Origin of the sequence: Methanocaldococcus indicus (assembly GCF_049554935.1) — an archaeon.
Taxonomy (GTDB): domain Archaea; phylum AGJL01; class Methanococci; order Methanococcales; family Methanocaldococcaceae; genus Methanocaldococcus; species Methanocaldococcus indicus.
Window position 1 is genome coordinate 210,440 of the sequence record NZ_CP186926.1, and the last position, 13,441, is coordinate 223,880.

Consider the following 13,441-nt stretch of genomic DNA (forward strand, 5'->3'; position numbering starts at 1 on the left):
TTTTTTATTTTTTAAGAAATTTAGATATAATTGGGTGAAGTTCTGCAATTTGTTCTCTAATTATTTGCTCATACATTCTATAAACTATTGATACAGTTAATAATACTCCTGTCCCTCCACCTAATGCACCAATAAAATTTGCTATAGCTGCTAAAAAACCAACAAATGCAGAACTCATAACAGTTATAGGAAAAATATATCTTTTTAATCTTTGTTCTATTGCTTTATGGCTTTTTCTAAAACCTTTAATTGCCATATTTAAAGAACTTATTCTTTGCGCCATTGACTTAGCATCTAAACCAGAAGTTTCAACCCAAAATATACCAAATATAACACAGAATATTATCATAGCAATCATATAAATAATTGCATGTATGGGGTCAGCTAATACTGAGTATATTCCATAAGGAGTAGATAGATAGTATGCTATCCCACTAATAGCTCTTCCACCTTCATAACTACCTAATATAGGAATCCCCAACTTGTATAGAGCATATCCCCAAAGTTGTATATTTGCAAATAATGCAGCTGTTAAGATAACTGGCATATTTGAGACATAAACAAATTTTATTGGATATCTTGCTACTAAACCCTTTATCCTACCATGAGCTAAAGGAATTTCTACTCTTAAAGATTCAGCATATACAACCATTAAAAATACAATGATAGTTCCTAATATTGGCAAAATATATTGTATTTCTGGAGCTCCTTGCATTAAACTTCCTAAGAATTTCCATAAATATCCTTCTGGACCAAAAGTTCCAACAAATATTGTTTGAGACACTCCAGCAGCAATGAATAACCCAATTCCTGAGCCAATTCCATATTTTGAAACAATTTCATCTAAATAAATTAATGCGATAGAACCTAAAGCTATCTGTATAATAACCAACAATGCCAACAATGGTGATAAAGCTCCAAAAGCTCCAGCTCCGACAAATAAAGCAGCTTCAACAAAACTTAATATTATGGATAATAATTTTTGAGTACCTTGAAATAATGCTCTATCCTCAGGGTTTGAAAAATCTAACTCTAAAATTTTAGCTCCAACTAATAACTGCATAATAATCCCAGCAGTAACAATAGGGCCAATCCCCAATGTTATTAAAGTACCTATTCTAGATGCAGTTATAGTTTGCCAAAATTCAAATATTGCTGGGATTTGTGCTCCAGCAGTATATATATCAATAGTTCCCATTATAAAATAAAGAACTAACACTAAACCTGTCCATTTTAATTTTTCTGTGAAAGATAATTCCTTAATGGGATTATCCACTTCAGGAATCTTTTCCAATATTGGAACTAAGGATTTTAGAACATCTTTCAAAATTATCACCCTCTAAAGAATTCTTTAATTCTTTAATTTAAAATACATCTCATACTTTAAATATAATTTATAATTAATTTTGATTATAATCTAAGAAACATGTGATAAAAAAATTAAATATAATAATCAAAAAAGTTAGTTATGGGAATATAACTATTAAAAACATGAAGTAAGTTTAAAATATATTTAAAAATATTATTAATAATATTACTATATTTATCTTGTAAATTTTCATTATCTAAGTCAAAATATAAAAACAGTAGAAAAATCATAAAAAAAATTTTTTTATAGTTCAATAGCTTCTCCTCCTGCCTCTTCTATTTTTATTTTTGCTTTCTCTGATATTTCTATTGCTTTAACAACCATAGGGATTGTTACTTTACCTTTACCCAAAACTTTTTCATATCCTAACTCTGTAACATCTACAATATATTTATCTCCTTCTTTTTCAAATTTATCAGGATTTTTTAGAACTAATTCTTCCAATTCACAGACATTTATTGTCTCTAAATCTTTAACTATTGATGGATGTCTCTTAAACCCATATTTACCAAAGTGGTCAGGTTCATATTTTATTATCCATGTCCATTTATGTTTGTGTCCTCCAGCTAATCCTCTACCCCCTCTATTTCCAGCTCCTCTTCTTTTCTTATGACTTCCTCCTCCACAGGTTCTTGAGCCTCTATATTTTTTTACTTTTCTCTTTTTTCTTATCATATCTATCACTTTACATCATTTTTTCTAATAATTCATTGATTTTTTCTCCTCTATATCCTAAAGCTCCTCCAATATTAAAATGCTTCTTAATTCCTTTTCTTTCCCATCCTTTTCTTGGAGGATGTAATCTAAATACTGGCTTTAATGGAGTTTCTTTAAGCTTTATTTCTCCTTTTATTATTTTTTCAACTAATTCATCTAACTCCATTCCAGTTAGTTCTTTAATTTTTTCTTCATCTACTCTTTTATCTCCTTTTAATCTACCTCTCTTTAATATCAACTTTTTTAGTGTTTCTTTATCAATCTCTCCCCAAGTTATATAATCTTTTACTTTTTCTAACATTCCTTTGTATGTATCTGTTTCAGGGATAACAACACAATGGTTAGTTTTGTGTAATCTTAACATCTTTAATGTATCTTCTATATCTCCTCTCACTTTAATTCTACCTCTCACTCTTACAACAGCATAGGCCATATTTAACTCACCTTAAAATATTCTTCCTTCTAAAATTCCTAATTTTTCTTTGTGTTTTGGCATAGTTTTTGTGTAATTTAAACTTTTTAATGCTTCATAAGTTGCCATAGCAAAGTTGTATGTTGTTCTTGTCTCTCCAAATGTTTTAGTCCAGACATCTTTAATTCCAGCTAATCCTAAAACTGCCTTAGCAACATCCCCAGCAACTAATCCAACTCCTTTAGGAGCAGGTAGTAAAATAATAGCGGTACTTGAACATTTACCATATCCTTTATAAGGAACTGAATGAGGTGTTCCACAACCACATTCCCAAGAACCACAACCTCTTTTAACTCTAATAATATTTTTCTTTGCCTGTGCAATAGCTTTTCTTATTGCTGGCCCTACTTCCTTAGCTTTTCCTTTACCTACACCAACATATCCATTTCTATTTCCTACAACAACAGTAGCTCTGAATCTTGCTCTTCTTCCAGATTTGTGCATTCTTTGGACTAATTTAACATCTAAAACTTTTTCTTCTAAATCTGGAATTAGAGCATCTACTATTTCTGGCTCTAATATTGGTAAATTGTTATCTAATATATAATCTATATCAGTTATCTCTCCCTCTTTAACCATTTTTCCAATGGTTGTTTTAGGTTCCCACTCATCTATATTAAATCTCATATTCTCACCTTAAAAATTTAATATAGTTCATCTATTTTATTCTTAATTTCATCAAAATGTTCTGGTAAATCTTCAGGATTTAAACCTTTTTCTAAGTATTTTGAAAATTGTCTTTTGTATTTTTCTTCATCTTCCTCTTTTAACATTTCAGCATAAGCTTTTATATGCTCTCCTCTAATTCTTTCTTCTTCTGGAAGAATACTTTCTCCATGAGGAACATCTAAGCCTGCATCAACTGCTCCTTTTAAAATTGCAAATACTGCTGCTCCTTTTGTAGCTCTATGTAGTCCTATATCTAAGACAGCCTCTTTATAACCTTTTTGTAATGCTTTTTTACCTAATAAGTATCCTGTTAAATAAGCAGCAGGTAAGTTTCCACAATGTCCTTTATAGCCTAATTTTACTAACTCTCTTGAGTGAGCTGAAACAACTGTTCTATCTCCTTTTTCATCATATTCAATAATTTGAGCAATTATATGATTTAGTGTTTTTCTTGCAACTAATCTTGGCTTTCTTGATAACAACAATCTTAATCTTTTTCTATAATCTGTTTTTGCTTCTCTTCTTCTTCTGAATTTTACTCTGTATGTTGGTTTATGTGCCATATGTGTTTCACCTTATAAAAATTATTTTTTTAGTATTTCATGTTCTTCCATATAGAGGAAGAGGTGTGCTCTACTTCTGAAGTATCCTCCTTTTGCCATTCTATATAATTTCCTATATACATTTCTGTCTATTTGTCCATCATCTCTTAACTGTTTAAGAGTTTTTCTTAAAGCTCTTATAGTGTTCATCCATTTTTCTTTTGGAGGTGTTCTTGCACCTTTTGCTCCTCTTCTTGAACCAGGCCCTCTTCTTCTACCTTTCTTTCTCTGCTCTTTCAATTTTTTTACTCTTGCTGAACTAATTCCTTTCTTTTGGAGCTTTTTAATAACTCCTCTCTTAATCAAAGCTCTTATATCATCTCTTGATAAAGCTGCTTTTACATCTTCTAAATGTTCTGGGTCAATCCAAACTCTATCCAATCCACATTTTAATATTTCAGCAGCTATTCTTCTTTGAACTGAAACATCCATAAAGATTCACCTTTATTCTGCTTTAACTTCTTCAACTTCTTCTTTAACTAATTTTAATAGCTCTTCCTGTTTTTCTTCTGAAATATTTAATATTCTTATACCTAACTCTCTTGCTCTTTTAATAATCTCTATTTTTTTCTTTTTTCCAACTGTTGATGCAATTCTTGCTCCATCTGTTTCAGGATTTAAAGCTTCAAGTTCTTTAACATTATGAACCAATACATCTCTTAATCCTGATGGATGAAGACCTCTAACAGCCTTTGGAGCTCTATATCCAACACTAACAACTGCAGGTTTCTCTTTCCATTTTAATCTCATCTTGTTGTGTCTTCCTTTTGGTCTTCTCCATTTTTCTCCTAATCTTTTATGTCTATGAGCTTCTGTCCTTAAAAAATTAGGTTTTTTTCTTTTTAATTTAAATCTTAATCTTAACAATCTGTCCATGTTTCTCCACCTTAGATAGCTTTACCAGCTTTCTCAACAATATAAATTCCATCTTGGAATACTCTTGGGTCTCTATTTTTAATTTTAGTAGCTTGTTCAATATTTGCAGCTGTTTGTCCTACTTTCTCTTTATCTATTCCTGTAACAATAACATCTTCTCCACTAACTTTTACAGTTACTCCTTCTAATATTTTTGCTCTTCTTGGGTGTTTCTCTCCTAAGAAATTCTCAATAATAACTTCATTTCCTTTGACATATACTTTCATTGGGAAGTGTGCATATCTTATTTTTAATTTGTAAGTAAATCCTTCAGTTACTCCTTTAATCATATTTCTAATATGAGCAGCAATAGTTCCTAACATTGCCTTATCTTTTCTTTTAGGATATTCAACAAATACAACAACTTCATCATTTTCTTTTTTTATTCTTATTTTTGGATGAGAAAATTTTCTTCTTAATTCCTTGTTTCCACTTTTAACTATAACTTCATTGTCATCTTTAATCTCAACCTGAACATTTTCAGGAATTTTAATTCTCTCTTCCAAATAGACAGCAACTGGCATTGTTTCACCTTAAATAATTTATATATGCATTCATTAGTGTTTAATAAACATAAGCCAATAATCTTCCTCCTAATCCTCTTTTTTTAGCTTCATCATGGCTCATAACTCCTTGAGTAGTGGAAACTATTAATATACCAAAATCTCTTGCTGGGAGATATCTTTTTTCATATTTTTCATAGTTGTCTTTTTTAACTGGGAATCTTGGCTTTATTGCTCCACACTTGTTTATCTTTCCTATTAATTCAACTTTGAATATTCCAGCTCTTCCATCTTCTATAAATTCAAAATCTTTAATATATCCGTGTTCTTTCATAACATTTAATACTCTTCCTATTAGTTTAGAAGCTGGTTTTATATAAACTACTTTCTTACCAACCATCTCACAGTTTGATATATGTACTAATGCATTTGCTAATGGGTCTAATAGTGTCATATTCTCTCACCCTTAACTTGTAAATTTTTTAATCTAATTTTTTAAATCCTAATTTATGAGCAATTTCTCTAAAACATTGCCTACAAAGGTTTAATCCATACTTTCTTATTATTCCAAATCCTACATGACCACATCTCTCACAAGGTCTTACTCCATAACCATATTTTCTTTTCCATGGTTTTTTTGCCATATTATCTCACCTCTATTCTTCTTCCCATCTTTCTACTTTTACACCAAAAGTCTTCTCAATAAATTCAATTGCTTCATCTCTTGTTAATCTGTGTCTTCTTGGAACTTTACTTCTTTTATATTTTCTTCTCATAACTCTAAATCCAGGTCTTTCTAATGTTACACATACATCCATACCAAAAATACCTACCATAGGGTCATACTTTTGTCCTGGAAAGTCTATATGTTCATGAATACCAAATGAAAAGTTTCCAAATTCATCAAATGAATAGTCATAAAGTTTTTTACCTTCTTTTTCAAATGCTTGGAATGCTTGTTTTAAAAATTCTTCTGCTTTTTTACCCCTTAAAGTAACTTTTAAACCAATTGGTAATTTTTTTCTTATACCAAATGATGGATTTGTTTGTTTTGCTCTTGTTCTAATTGGTTTTTGTCCAGTTAATTCTTCTAAAACTTTTTCAGCTCTTGTTAATCTATCACCACTCTCTCCAACACCCATATTCACAACTACTTTACCAATTCTTGGTTTTAGCATAGGATTCTTATTCCAAATTTCTTCAAACATGTTTCATCCCTCTTAATAGAGTTTTATAATTGGTTCCTCATCTCCTATAACAAAGACATAATCCTTAACTGTCTTAAATTTCTCTCCATCTTTTGTTTCAATAGTTACAATATCCGGATATATTCCTCTTTTCTCTATTTCTATCAACTTACCAATCTCTCCAACGTGTTTCCCACCAGTAATATAAACTAATTTACCAACTTCTAATGGGATATGTGCTTTAATTTCTTGGTTTGGTATTGAAATTAATAAAGTATCTCCTGTTTTATAGACATCTTCCTCAGCTTTTGTTGGGTCTGAAACTTTAATTAGGATATTTCTTCCATCATGTAAATTGAGTTGAATATGTCCTCCTTTAACAACTGTCTTATTTTTAATTTTACATAATTTTACATCTGGATTCTCAGTTGGATAGAGTTTAACTCTTCCTTTTCTGTCAAAAAGAACTCTATAATTTTCATTAGCATCTGGTAATGAGACAACATCCATAAATCCAACTGGTAATTTTTCTTCTTTTCTAACTCTTCCATCAACTAAAACTTTTCCCATTTTTATAATTTTTTTAGCTTCTCTTCTATTGTCTGCATATTTTAATAAATCTCTAACAACTAACAATAAAGGTAATGACTCACTCATTGGATGTGCTCCTGGTAAGGGCCTAACAGTGAATTTTGCTACCTTTCTTGGCAATTCCCATCTAACTGGTGCAGCCAATCTTTTTAAATGTCTTTTTGGTCCTTTCTTTGCCATTTATTCCACCTTGAACCTTTTCTCATCTTTATCATAGAGTTTAATAATCATTACATTAGATGGATGAATTGGATAAGGTACTTCTTTTCCATCTTGTTTTTTGTTGTTTGCTCCTTCAACAAAGATTCTATATCTTTTATAATCTACTTTTATTACCTCCCCTTCTAGCCCTTTAAAGTTTCCTCTCATAATTCTTACAACATCTCCTTTTCTAACAGTTATTGCATTCTTACCTAATTTTTCTTTTAATTCTTTTGAAAGCATAGCTCTCATAACTTTTTTTCTTAAATGTTGAGGTGCATTAAATAAAGCTTTTCTTTGCTTTCTTGGCTGTTTTGATTTAGTAAAACTCATTTTTACTCACCTTAAACAATTATTTTAGCAATTCTTGCAATTCCTGGCCATCTTTCAGCTGCTTCTTTTGCAACAGGTCCTTTTATATCAGAACCCTTTGGATTTCCATCTGGTGTAACTATTACAACTGCATTATCAAAGAACTTGACTCTTGTTCCATCTGGTCTTCTAATTTCTTTCTTTTGTCTTATTATTACAGCAGGCAAAACTTGTTTTCTCATTTCAGGTGTTCCTTTCTTTACAGTTACAATAACCATATCTCCTACTCCTGCTGATGGTAATCTATTAGCAACTCCTTTATAGTTCTTAACTGCAATAATTTGAACTTCTTTTGCTCCTGTGTTGTCTGCACATATACATCTTGCTCCAACAGGCAAACCTTTTGATGGTTTTGATGCAATAGCTTTCATTATTTCTCCCTCACATTAATTATTTATTTTTCGTGAATGTTTCCAAGTTTTTCAACTACAACAAATGATTTTGTTTTACTAATAGGCCTACACTCCATAACTCTAACTATATCCCCTACTCTTGCATGAATACAAGGTGGGTTATGAGCAGCCAACTTGGAAGTTCTTTTTTCATATCTTTCATATTTTTTGATGTACTTGATAATTTCTCTTTTTATAATAACTGTGTTGTGTGCTTTATCACTTACTACAACTCCAACAAAGCTTTGCCCTCTTACAGGAAGATTTCCATGGAATGGGCAATTTTTATCATTACACTCATTTTCAGGAACTTTAACATTAATTCCTATATTTTTTGGCATAGAATCACCTTTTCTGAATTTTTGGCTTAATAAAATAAATAAAAAGGATATATAACATTAACGGTTTAGTATGGATAAAGAATTTTAAACTTCTTTTTTAATCTTTCTTCAGGTCTTCCAACCAAAAGTTTTCCAATTACTTTAACTTTACATTTTTTTAGATTAAAGAGAAAGATACAAACATCTTTTGGAACTTTAACGATTTTACCATTTTCCTTTTCAATTATTAGCATGTTTCTTGTTTCATCTACAACAGTTCCTTTTATACCTACTAAACACTTATTAGTTGAATCAACTATTTCAACATCTAAACCTATAAGCTCATGTCTTAATATATCTCTTGGATTCATATATTTTCAACTGTTTGTGGGATAGGGTGTGCCTCTTATAAGAGGCATCCTATCCCTTTATTTTTTATAGAGAAAAGAGAGTTACTTAATAACTTCTATTGACTCTCTTGAGAATCCCATCTTAACAAGTTCTTCAACAACCTTTTTTCTATGGTCTCCTTGAAGTTCAATTGTGTTTCCTTTAACAGTACCTCCACAGGCACAAATATCTTTTAATTTCTTAGCAAGCTCTTTTAAATCTATTGCACTTGTGTCAAATCCCTCTATAATAGTCATAAGTTTTCCAAATCTTCTTTTAGTAACATAAATTTTTATTTTCTGTTCTTCCTTAGCTATTTCTTCACAAACACAAAGTTCTTTTGGTAATCCACATCTTGGACAAATTTCTGGCATTACTGCACCTCGCAGCTAATAAAAATTTTTATGAATATAGAATATAGAACTAAGAATATAAATATTTTTTCTTTAATTATTTATTTAAATTTTTTTGTCTCTTTTTTTCATTCATAATAGTTAAGATTCTCGCTATTGTTCTTCTAATTTCTCTCATTCTTCCTGGATTTGTTGGAGCTCCTGCAGCTGCCTTATGAGCCCTTTCTTTTAACAACTCTCTTTTTAATTCAACTAATTTCTTTTTCATCTCTTCTTCTGTCATTCCTCTAATTTCACTCGCTCTCAATATTGCCATTGTTATCTCCCTCTATAACTTCATGTTTTATTTCATCATCTTTTATTATAATTTCATCTGGTAAAACAACATCTGGTCTCATAATTTTAACAGTAACACCAATAACTCCAGGTTTTGTTAAAGCAATAGCTCTACCTTTATCAACTAACTCTTCAGCTGGTTCTCCACAGTGTTTCATATATCCAGCCATGAACTTTTCTGTTCTTGCTCTTTCTCCTGTTAATTTTCCAGAAATTATAACAACAACCCCCTTAGCTCCTGCATTCATAACTCTTCTTACAGCTGTATGTCCGACTCTTCTGAAATGTTGTCCTCTTTCTAAGAATCTTGCAATTCTTTCAGCAACAACTTGAGCATCCAAGTCAGGATTTTCCACTTGTTTAACATCAATTTGTGGTTTTTCAACATTAAACTCTTTTATTAATGTTTCTGTTAATTCTCTTATTTTAGCTCCTCTTCTTCCAATAACTAATCCAGGTCTTTCTGCATATATTGTTATTTTTGTTCCAACTGGTGTTTTTCTTATTTCACAATGACTGTATCCTGCTTTAACCAACTCTTTTTGGAAATATTCATCAATTAATAATCTTTTTACATTTTCTTTTACAAATGTTCTCTCAATCATCTACTCCTCACCTTTTTCAACTCTTTCCTCTAATACAACTTGAATATGAACTGTTTCATAATACTTTGGTGTTGCTCTTCCATAAGCTCTTGGCATATATCTCTTTAAGGTTATTCCTTTATTTGCAGAGATGTGTTTAATGTATAATTTTTCTACATCTAAACCTTTATATTCAGCATTTGCTTTTGCATTTTCTAAAATCTTTAATATTGCTTTACTTGCTTTAACAGGATATCTTCCAGCAAACCATCCAAATTTACCTTTTCTATGAGCAACTTTTCCATGATGTCTTCTAAATGGAACAAATCTTTTCATTGCTATAACATCTTCTAAATATTCCATTGCTTTTAATAAATCCATTCCATTAATCTCTTTACAAATTTCTCTTGCGTGTTTTCTTGATATTGGAATATTTCTTCCCATAGCTTTTGCATTTTTTTCTGTAGTTTCTATCTTATACTTCAACTTACCCATATTACTCACCTTCAAAGGTTTAATATTATGTTTATAATTATATTAAAAGAGTTAGTTTATGAATAAGAAATTAATTTATAAAAATTTTTTATGCTAAGGAAACTTCAACTGTTTCAACACTTTCAACATCTTCTATTTTTGAAATTGCCTCTTCTAATGGCTCTGTTCCCCCTTCTCTCTCTTCCATTTCAACAACAGCATATATTGAATATAAACCAAAAGCTAATGGCTCATCAAATAATCCTCTAACAGCAACATTTTGCTCTTCTAAAACTTTTTTAACTTTTTCTTTTAGCTCTTCTTTATTTACATCTGGACTTTTTGGCATAATTTTTAACTTAACTAATACATTTGCCATTATTTTCACCTATGGTCCTTCAAATCCACATTTTGGACATTTATATGGATTATTTAATTTTCTACACTTTTCACATCTAACTATTTCTTGCTCTCCACAGTTAGGACATAAGAATCTTGTAGCTTTCTCTCTTGGAGCTATTTCTCTATTACAACTTACACATACATATTTAGTCATGGAACCACCTTTGTAAAGATAGTGTTTTCTCCATTTAAGAATTTTATTATTCTTTCAGGATGTTTCCCATTAAATATATAAGCAGTCATTTTAAACTTTCTAAGAAGTTTTGGAAACTCTATATCTACTGATGTCCATTCTTTAAGTTGAGAAGCTTTAACTTCTCTTAAAAGTTTTTGATTTTTATATATTCCATCTACATCAGTAGCAATAATAATGTCTTTAACATTTAATAACTTTCCTATATATAAACTTAATGAATCTGATGTAATATCCCAAGAATGTTTAGCTATATCTATACTTAGCAATAAATTTGAAGGTAGTATAATAGAAATCTTATCATTATGTATATTTTTTTTCAAATCAAATAAAGTTGTATAGCACTTTATATCCCCTAACTCAGAGTAAATTTCCCCAACAAAATCCATAGATTTTATAGCCAACTTATGAGATAGAGATGATGAAAGATTTAATTTTTTATCCACTTCCCTTACAGTGTTTGCAAAAACTCCTCCTCCTGGGACTATAACTATATATTTATCATTTTTAGAGGCATATTCTTTTAAAGCTAAAAGTAAATCCTTAGAGTTATATAATAATGACCCACCAATTTTAATAAGAATCATAGTCATATATTCACCTTAAACTTTATTATTAAATAAGATGGTGAGATAATGAACATTATGGATAAAGAGAAAATGTATCACTTACAAGTTTATAAAAGATATCCTGTTGTATTTGTTAAAGGAAAAGGAATTAAATTATATGATACAAATAATAAAGAATATTTAGATTTTTTAGCTGGAATAAGTGTTGTCAATGCTGGACATTGTAATGAGAAGATTGTAGAAGCTATTAAAAAACAAGCAGAAGAGTTAATACATGTTTCTAATTTATTTTATACAATTCCACAGGTAGAATTAGCAGAAAGATTGGTTAATTTGAGTGGATTAAACAAAGTATTCTTTTGCAACAGTGGAGCAGAGAGTAATGAAGCAGCTATAAAGTTTATTAGAAAGTGGGGCAAGCAACATAATAAAGATAAGATAGTGAGTTTTTACAATTCTTTCCATGGCAGAACTTATGGAGCTCTATCAGCTACACCAAAAGACAAATTTAGAGAAGGTTTTGAACCATTTTTAGAAGGATTTGAGTATCTTCCATACAATGATGAAGAAAAAATAAAGGAGTTGGATAATAAAGTAGCTGGGATTATTTTAGAATTAGTTCAAGGGGAAGGTGGAGTAATTCCTGCTAAGGAAGAATTTATTAAAACTTTAAAAGATGTTTGTGAAGATAAGAATATACTTTTAGTTGTTGATGAAGTACAAACTGGAGTAGGAAGAACAGGAACATTCTTTGCTTATGAACAATATAATATAACTCCTAATATAGTAACATTAGCTAAGGCATTAGGTAATGGAGTTCCAATAGGAGCTGTTATCTTAGATGATGAAGTATCTAAATATATAAAATATGGAGACCATGGAACCACATTTGGAGGAAATCCATTAGTTTGTGCTGCAAGTTTAGCAACAATTGATATTATTTTAGAGTTAATAAAAAATAAAAAAGTTATTGAGAAAGGTAATTACTTCATAGATAAATTAAAAAAATTTGATTATGAATTTATTAGAGATGTTAGAGGAAAAGGTTTAATGGTTGGAATAGAGTTAGAATTTAACGCCAATGATATAGTTAATAAGATGTTAAAGAAAGGATTTGTTATTAATGCTACATCAGATAAAGTTTTAAGGTTTTTACCTCCTTTAATTGTTGAAAAAGAACATATTGATTTAATGGTTGATAATTTAAAAGATGTTTTTGAGGAGATTAAAAATGATTGAGTATCTTGTTGAATTTTTAAAAAAGAAGGATGAAACAAGAGAAGAGATGATAAAGTTAGCAAGAGAAATAACCAAAGATTGCTCATTGTTAATTAGAGAAATTCACAAATCAAACAACAAAGATGAAATAGAGAAAAAGCTAAATGAAATTAAAGATAAAATAATACATTTAAATTCATTAGCAAAATATCCAGAGTTTGTTAAATACTTAGAGACTCCTCAACAGGAATATATTGAGGCATATTCATTATATAAGATAAAGTTTTTCAATGAGATTCCAAAATTTGATGAATTTGATTTTATTAGGGAGGAAAACTATATTTTAGGCTTAGCTGATGTAGTTGGTGAGTTAAGGAGAGAAGTTTTAGAGAATATGAAAGATGACAATGTTGAAGAAGTTGAAAAATACTACAAATTTATGGAAGATATATATGATTTTTTAATGAACTTTGACTACTACCATGTTGTTGATAATCTGAGAAGAAAGCAGGATATATGTAGAGGAATATTGGAAAGGACTCATGGAGATATTGTTAATTTTATTGAAAACCTAAAATTAAGAAAAGAACTAAAAAAGATAAACAAATAACA

25 protein-coding genes are annotated in these 13,441 nt (G+C 29.8%); 2 read left to right on the forward strand and 23 right to left on the reverse strand.

The features are described 5' to 3' along the window. Window positions 1-4 precede the first annotated feature (4 nt). From secY to ACPB8Q_RS01310, 23 genes are all read right to left on the reverse strand, one after another. On the reverse strand, window positions 5-1,327 hold the full coding sequence (gene secY, locus ACPB8Q_RS01200) for a preprotein translocase subunit SecY (protein ID WP_423792846.1): 1,323 nt from the start codon (window positions 1,325-1,327) through the stop codon (window positions 5-7). A gap of 285 nt (window positions 1,328-1,612) precedes the next feature. After that, entirely contained in the window at window positions 1,613-2,044 is a 432-nt protein-coding gene (locus ACPB8Q_RS01205; protein ID WP_423792847.1) for an uL15 family ribosomal protein, read from the reverse strand. A gap of 10 nt (window positions 2,045-2,054) precedes the next feature. Beyond that, the gene (gene rpmD, locus ACPB8Q_RS01210) at window positions 2,055-2,519 is read right to left on the reverse strand and encodes a 50S ribosomal protein L30 (RefSeq protein WP_423792849.1); all 465 of its coding nucleotides are present in this window, start codon (window positions 2,517-2,519) and stop codon (window positions 2,055-2,057) included. 12 nt (window positions 2,520-2,531) lie between these two features. After that, window positions 2,532-3,185 carry a 30S ribosomal protein S5 gene (rpsE, locus tag ACPB8Q_RS01215; protein ID WP_423792850.1) on the reverse strand — a complete coding sequence of 218 codons (654 nt, stop codon included), beginning with the start codon at window positions 3,183-3,185 and terminating at the stop codon, window positions 2,532-2,534. Window positions 3,186-3,202: 17 nt separating this feature from the next. Beyond that, window positions 3,203-3,790, reverse strand: a complete 588-nt coding sequence (locus tag ACPB8Q_RS01220; protein WP_423792851.1) for a 50S ribosomal protein L18 — start codon at window positions 3,788-3,790, stop codon at window positions 3,203-3,205. 21 nt (window positions 3,791-3,811) lie between these two features. Further along, a complete protein-coding gene (locus tag ACPB8Q_RS01225; protein WP_423792852.1) occupies window positions 3,812-4,261 on the reverse strand; it encodes a 50S ribosomal protein L19e in 450 nt (149 codons plus the stop codon). A gap of 12 nt (window positions 4,262-4,273) precedes the next feature. Beyond that, window positions 4,274-4,705: a 50S ribosomal protein L32e gene (locus tag ACPB8Q_RS01230; RefSeq protein ID WP_423792853.1), complete on the reverse strand. Its 432-nt coding sequence runs from the start codon at window positions 4,703-4,705 to the stop codon at window positions 4,274-4,276. An 11-nt stretch (window positions 4,706-4,716) separates the two neighbouring features. Beyond that, entirely contained in the window at window positions 4,717-5,268 is a 552-nt protein-coding gene (locus tag ACPB8Q_RS01235; protein WP_423792854.1) for a 50S ribosomal protein L6, read from the reverse strand. A gap of 40 nt (window positions 5,269-5,308) precedes the next feature. Then, entirely contained in the window at window positions 5,309-5,701 is a 393-nt protein-coding gene (locus ACPB8Q_RS01240; protein WP_423792855.1) for a 30S ribosomal protein S8, read from the reverse strand. Between the two features lie 28 nt (window positions 5,702-5,729). Then, window positions 5,730-5,891, reverse strand: coding sequence for a 30S ribosomal protein S14 (locus ACPB8Q_RS01245; RefSeq protein WP_423792856.1), 162 nt, complete (start codon window positions 5,889-5,891; stop codon window positions 5,730-5,732). A gap of 12 nt (window positions 5,892-5,903) precedes the next feature. Continuing rightward, window positions 5,904-6,455: a 50S ribosomal protein L5 gene (locus ACPB8Q_RS01250; protein ID WP_423792857.1), complete on the reverse strand. Its 552-nt coding sequence runs from the start codon at window positions 6,453-6,455 to the stop codon at window positions 5,904-5,906. A gap of 12 nt (window positions 6,456-6,467) precedes the next feature. Then, window positions 6,468-7,205, reverse strand: a complete 738-nt coding sequence (locus ACPB8Q_RS01255; protein WP_423792858.1) for a 30S ribosomal protein S4e — start codon at window positions 7,203-7,205, stop codon at window positions 6,468-6,470. Next, window positions 7,206-7,559 (reverse strand): 50S ribosomal protein L24, encoded by a 354-nt coding sequence (gene rplX / locus ACPB8Q_RS01260; protein WP_423792859.1) that lies wholly within the window; start codon window positions 7,557-7,559, stop codon window positions 7,206-7,208. It lies immediately after the preceding gene. 11 nt (window positions 7,560-7,570) lie between these two features. Beyond that, window positions 7,571-7,969 (reverse strand): 50S ribosomal protein L14, encoded by a 399-nt coding sequence (locus ACPB8Q_RS01265; protein WP_423792860.1) that lies wholly within the window; start codon window positions 7,967-7,969, stop codon window positions 7,571-7,573. Window positions 7,970-7,992: 23 nt separating this feature from the next. After that, window positions 7,993-8,331, reverse strand: coding sequence for a 30S ribosomal protein S17 (locus tag ACPB8Q_RS01270; RefSeq protein ID WP_423792861.1), 339 nt, complete (start codon window positions 8,329-8,331; stop codon window positions 7,993-7,995). 65 nt (window positions 8,332-8,396) lie between these two features. Then, window positions 8,397-8,681 carry a ribonuclease P protein component 1 gene (gene rnp1 / locus ACPB8Q_RS01275; RefSeq protein WP_423792862.1) on the reverse strand — a complete coding sequence of 95 codons (285 nt, stop codon included), beginning with the start codon at window positions 8,679-8,681 and terminating at the stop codon, window positions 8,397-8,399. A gap of 81 nt (window positions 8,682-8,762) precedes the next feature. Next, complete coding sequence (gene yciH / locus ACPB8Q_RS01280; protein WP_423792863.1) at window positions 8,763-9,074, reverse strand: translation initiation factor; 312 nt, start codon at window positions 9,072-9,074, stop codon at window positions 8,763-8,765. A gap of 76 nt (window positions 9,075-9,150) precedes the next feature. Beyond that, window positions 9,151-9,369 (reverse strand): 50S ribosomal protein L29, encoded by a 219-nt coding sequence (gene rpmC, locus ACPB8Q_RS01285; RefSeq protein WP_423792864.1) that lies wholly within the window; start codon window positions 9,367-9,369, stop codon window positions 9,151-9,153. Then, a complete protein-coding gene (locus ACPB8Q_RS01290) occupies window positions 9,347-9,994 on the reverse strand; it encodes an uS3 family ribosomal protein (protein WP_423792865.1) in 648 nt (215 codons plus the stop codon). Before ACPB8Q_RS01290 ends, rpmC begins: the two co-directional genes overlap by 23 nt. Continuing rightward, a complete protein-coding gene (gene rplV / locus ACPB8Q_RS01295; protein ID WP_423792866.1) occupies window positions 9,995-10,468 on the reverse strand; it encodes a 50S ribosomal protein L22 in 474 nt (157 codons plus the stop codon). 88 nt (window positions 10,469-10,556) lie between these two features. Continuing rightward, the gene (locus ACPB8Q_RS01300; protein WP_423792867.1) at window positions 10,557-10,826 is read right to left on the reverse strand and encodes an elongation factor 1-beta; all 270 of its coding nucleotides are present in this window, start codon (window positions 10,824-10,826) and stop codon (window positions 10,557-10,559) included. 9 nt (window positions 10,827-10,835) lie between these two features. Beyond that, the gene (locus ACPB8Q_RS01305) at window positions 10,836-11,003 is read right to left on the reverse strand and encodes a zinc finger domain-containing protein (RefSeq protein ID WP_423792868.1); all 168 of its coding nucleotides are present in this window, start codon (window positions 11,001-11,003) and stop codon (window positions 10,836-10,838) included. Beyond that, the gene (locus tag ACPB8Q_RS01310) at window positions 11,000-11,629 is read right to left on the reverse strand and encodes a [5-(aminomethyl)furan-3-yl]methyl phosphate kinase (RefSeq protein WP_423793384.1); all 630 of its coding nucleotides are present in this window, start codon (window positions 11,627-11,629) and stop codon (window positions 11,000-11,002) included. The genes ACPB8Q_RS01305 and ACPB8Q_RS01310 overlap by 4 nt, the downstream gene beginning before the upstream one ends. Before the next feature lie 48 nt (window positions 11,630-11,677). On the opposite strand from ACPB8Q_RS01310, the gene ACPB8Q_RS01315 reads away from it, so the two are divergent. Both ACPB8Q_RS01315 and ACPB8Q_RS01320 read left to right on the forward strand, forming a co-directional pair. Next, entirely contained in the window at window positions 11,678-12,850 is a 1,173-nt protein-coding gene (locus ACPB8Q_RS01315) for an aspartate aminotransferase family protein (RefSeq protein WP_423792869.1), read from the forward strand. After that, the gene (locus tag ACPB8Q_RS01320) at window positions 12,843-13,439 is read left to right on the forward strand and encodes a haloacid dehalogenase (protein ID WP_423792870.1); all 597 of its coding nucleotides are present in this window, start codon (window positions 12,843-12,845) and stop codon (window positions 13,437-13,439) included. The genes ACPB8Q_RS01315 and ACPB8Q_RS01320 overlap by 8 nt, the downstream gene beginning before the upstream one ends. Window positions 13,440-13,441 lie beyond the last annotated feature (2 nt).

Bases quoted from the DNA above. Each gene is read 5' to 3' on its own strand.
- ACPB8Q_RS01205 (WP_423792847.1), bottom strand. From the start codon at position 2,044: ATGATAAGAAAAAAGAGAAAAGTAAAAAAATATAGAGGCTCAAGAACC.
- rpmD (WP_423792849.1), bottom strand. From the start codon at position 2,519: ATGGCCTATGCTGTTGTAAGAGTGAGAGGTAGAATTAAAGTGAGAGGA.
- rpsE (WP_423792850.1), bottom strand. From the start codon at position 3,185: ATGAGATTTAATATAGATGAGTGGGAACCTAAAACAACCATTGGAAAA.
- ACPB8Q_RS01220 (WP_423792851.1), bottom strand. From the start codon at position 3,790: ATGGCACATAAACCAACATACAGAGTAAAATTCAGAAGAAGAAGAGAA.
- ACPB8Q_RS01225 (WP_423792852.1), bottom strand. From the start codon at position 4,261: ATGGATGTTTCAGTTCAAAGAAGAATAGCTGCTGAAATATTAAAATGT.
- ACPB8Q_RS01230 (WP_423792853.1), bottom strand. From the start codon at position 4,705: ATGGACAGATTGTTAAGATTAAGATTTAAATTAAAAAGAAAAAAACCT.
- ACPB8Q_RS01235 (WP_423792854.1), bottom strand. From the start codon at position 5,268: ATGCCAGTTGCTGTCTATTTGGAAGAGAGAATTAAAATTCCTGAAAAT.
- ACPB8Q_RS01240 (WP_423792855.1), bottom strand. From the start codon at position 5,701: ATGACACTATTAGACCCATTAGCAAATGCATTAGTACATATATCAAAC.
- ACPB8Q_RS01245 (WP_423792856.1), bottom strand. From the start codon at position 5,891: ATGGCAAAAAAACCATGGAAAAGAAAATATGGTTATGGAGTAAGACCT.
- ACPB8Q_RS01250 (WP_423792857.1), bottom strand. From the start codon at position 6,455: ATGTTTGAAGAAATTTGGAATAAGAATCCTATGCTAAAACCAAGAATT.
- ACPB8Q_RS01255 (WP_423792858.1), bottom strand. From the start codon at position 7,205: ATGGCAAAGAAAGGACCAAAAAGACATTTAAAAAGATTGGCTGCACCA.
- rplX (WP_423792859.1), bottom strand. From the start codon at position 7,559: ATGAGTTTTACTAAATCAAAACAGCCAAGAAAGCAAAGAAAAGCTTTA.
- ACPB8Q_RS01265 (WP_423792860.1), bottom strand. From the start codon at position 7,969: ATGAAAGCTATTGCATCAAAACCATCAAAAGGTTTGCCTGTTGGAGCA.
- ACPB8Q_RS01270 (WP_423792861.1), bottom strand. From the start codon at position 8,331: ATGCCAAAAAATATAGGAATTAATGTTAAAGTTCCTGAAAATGAGTGT.
- rnp1 (WP_423792862.1), bottom strand. From the start codon at position 8,681: ATGAATCCAAGAGATATATTAAGACATGAGCTTATAGGTTTAGATGTT.
- yciH (WP_423792863.1), bottom strand. From the start codon at position 9,074: ATGCCAGAAATTTGTCCAAGATGTGGATTACCAAAAGAACTTTGTGTT.
- rpmC (WP_423792864.1), bottom strand. From the start codon at position 9,369: ATGGCAATATTGAGAGCGAGTGAAATTAGAGGAATGACAGAAGAAGAG.
- ACPB8Q_RS01290 (WP_423792865.1), bottom strand. From the start codon at position 9,994: ATGATTGAGAGAACATTTGTAAAAGAAAATGTAAAAAGATTATTAATT.
- rplV (WP_423792866.1), bottom strand. From the start codon at position 10,468: ATGGGTAAGTTGAAGTATAAGATAGAAACTACAGAAAAAAATGCAAAA.
- ACPB8Q_RS01300 (WP_423792867.1), bottom strand. From the start codon at position 10,826: ATGGCAAATGTATTAGTTAAGTTAAAAATTATGCCAAAAAGTCCAGAT.
- ACPB8Q_RS01305 (WP_423792868.1), bottom strand. From the start codon at position 11,003: ATGACTAAATATGTATGTGTAAGTTGTAATAGAGAAATAGCTCCAAGA.
- ACPB8Q_RS01310 (WP_423793384.1), bottom strand. From the start codon at position 11,629: ATGATTCTTATTAAAATTGGTGGGTCATTATTATATAACTCTAAGGAT.
- ACPB8Q_RS01315 (WP_423792869.1), top strand. From the start codon at position 11,678: ATGAACATTATGGATAAAGAGAAAATGTATCACTTACAAGTTTATAAA.
- ACPB8Q_RS01320 (WP_423792870.1), top strand. From the start codon at position 12,843: ATGATTGAGTATCTTGTTGAATTTTTAAAAAAGAAGGATGAAACAAGA.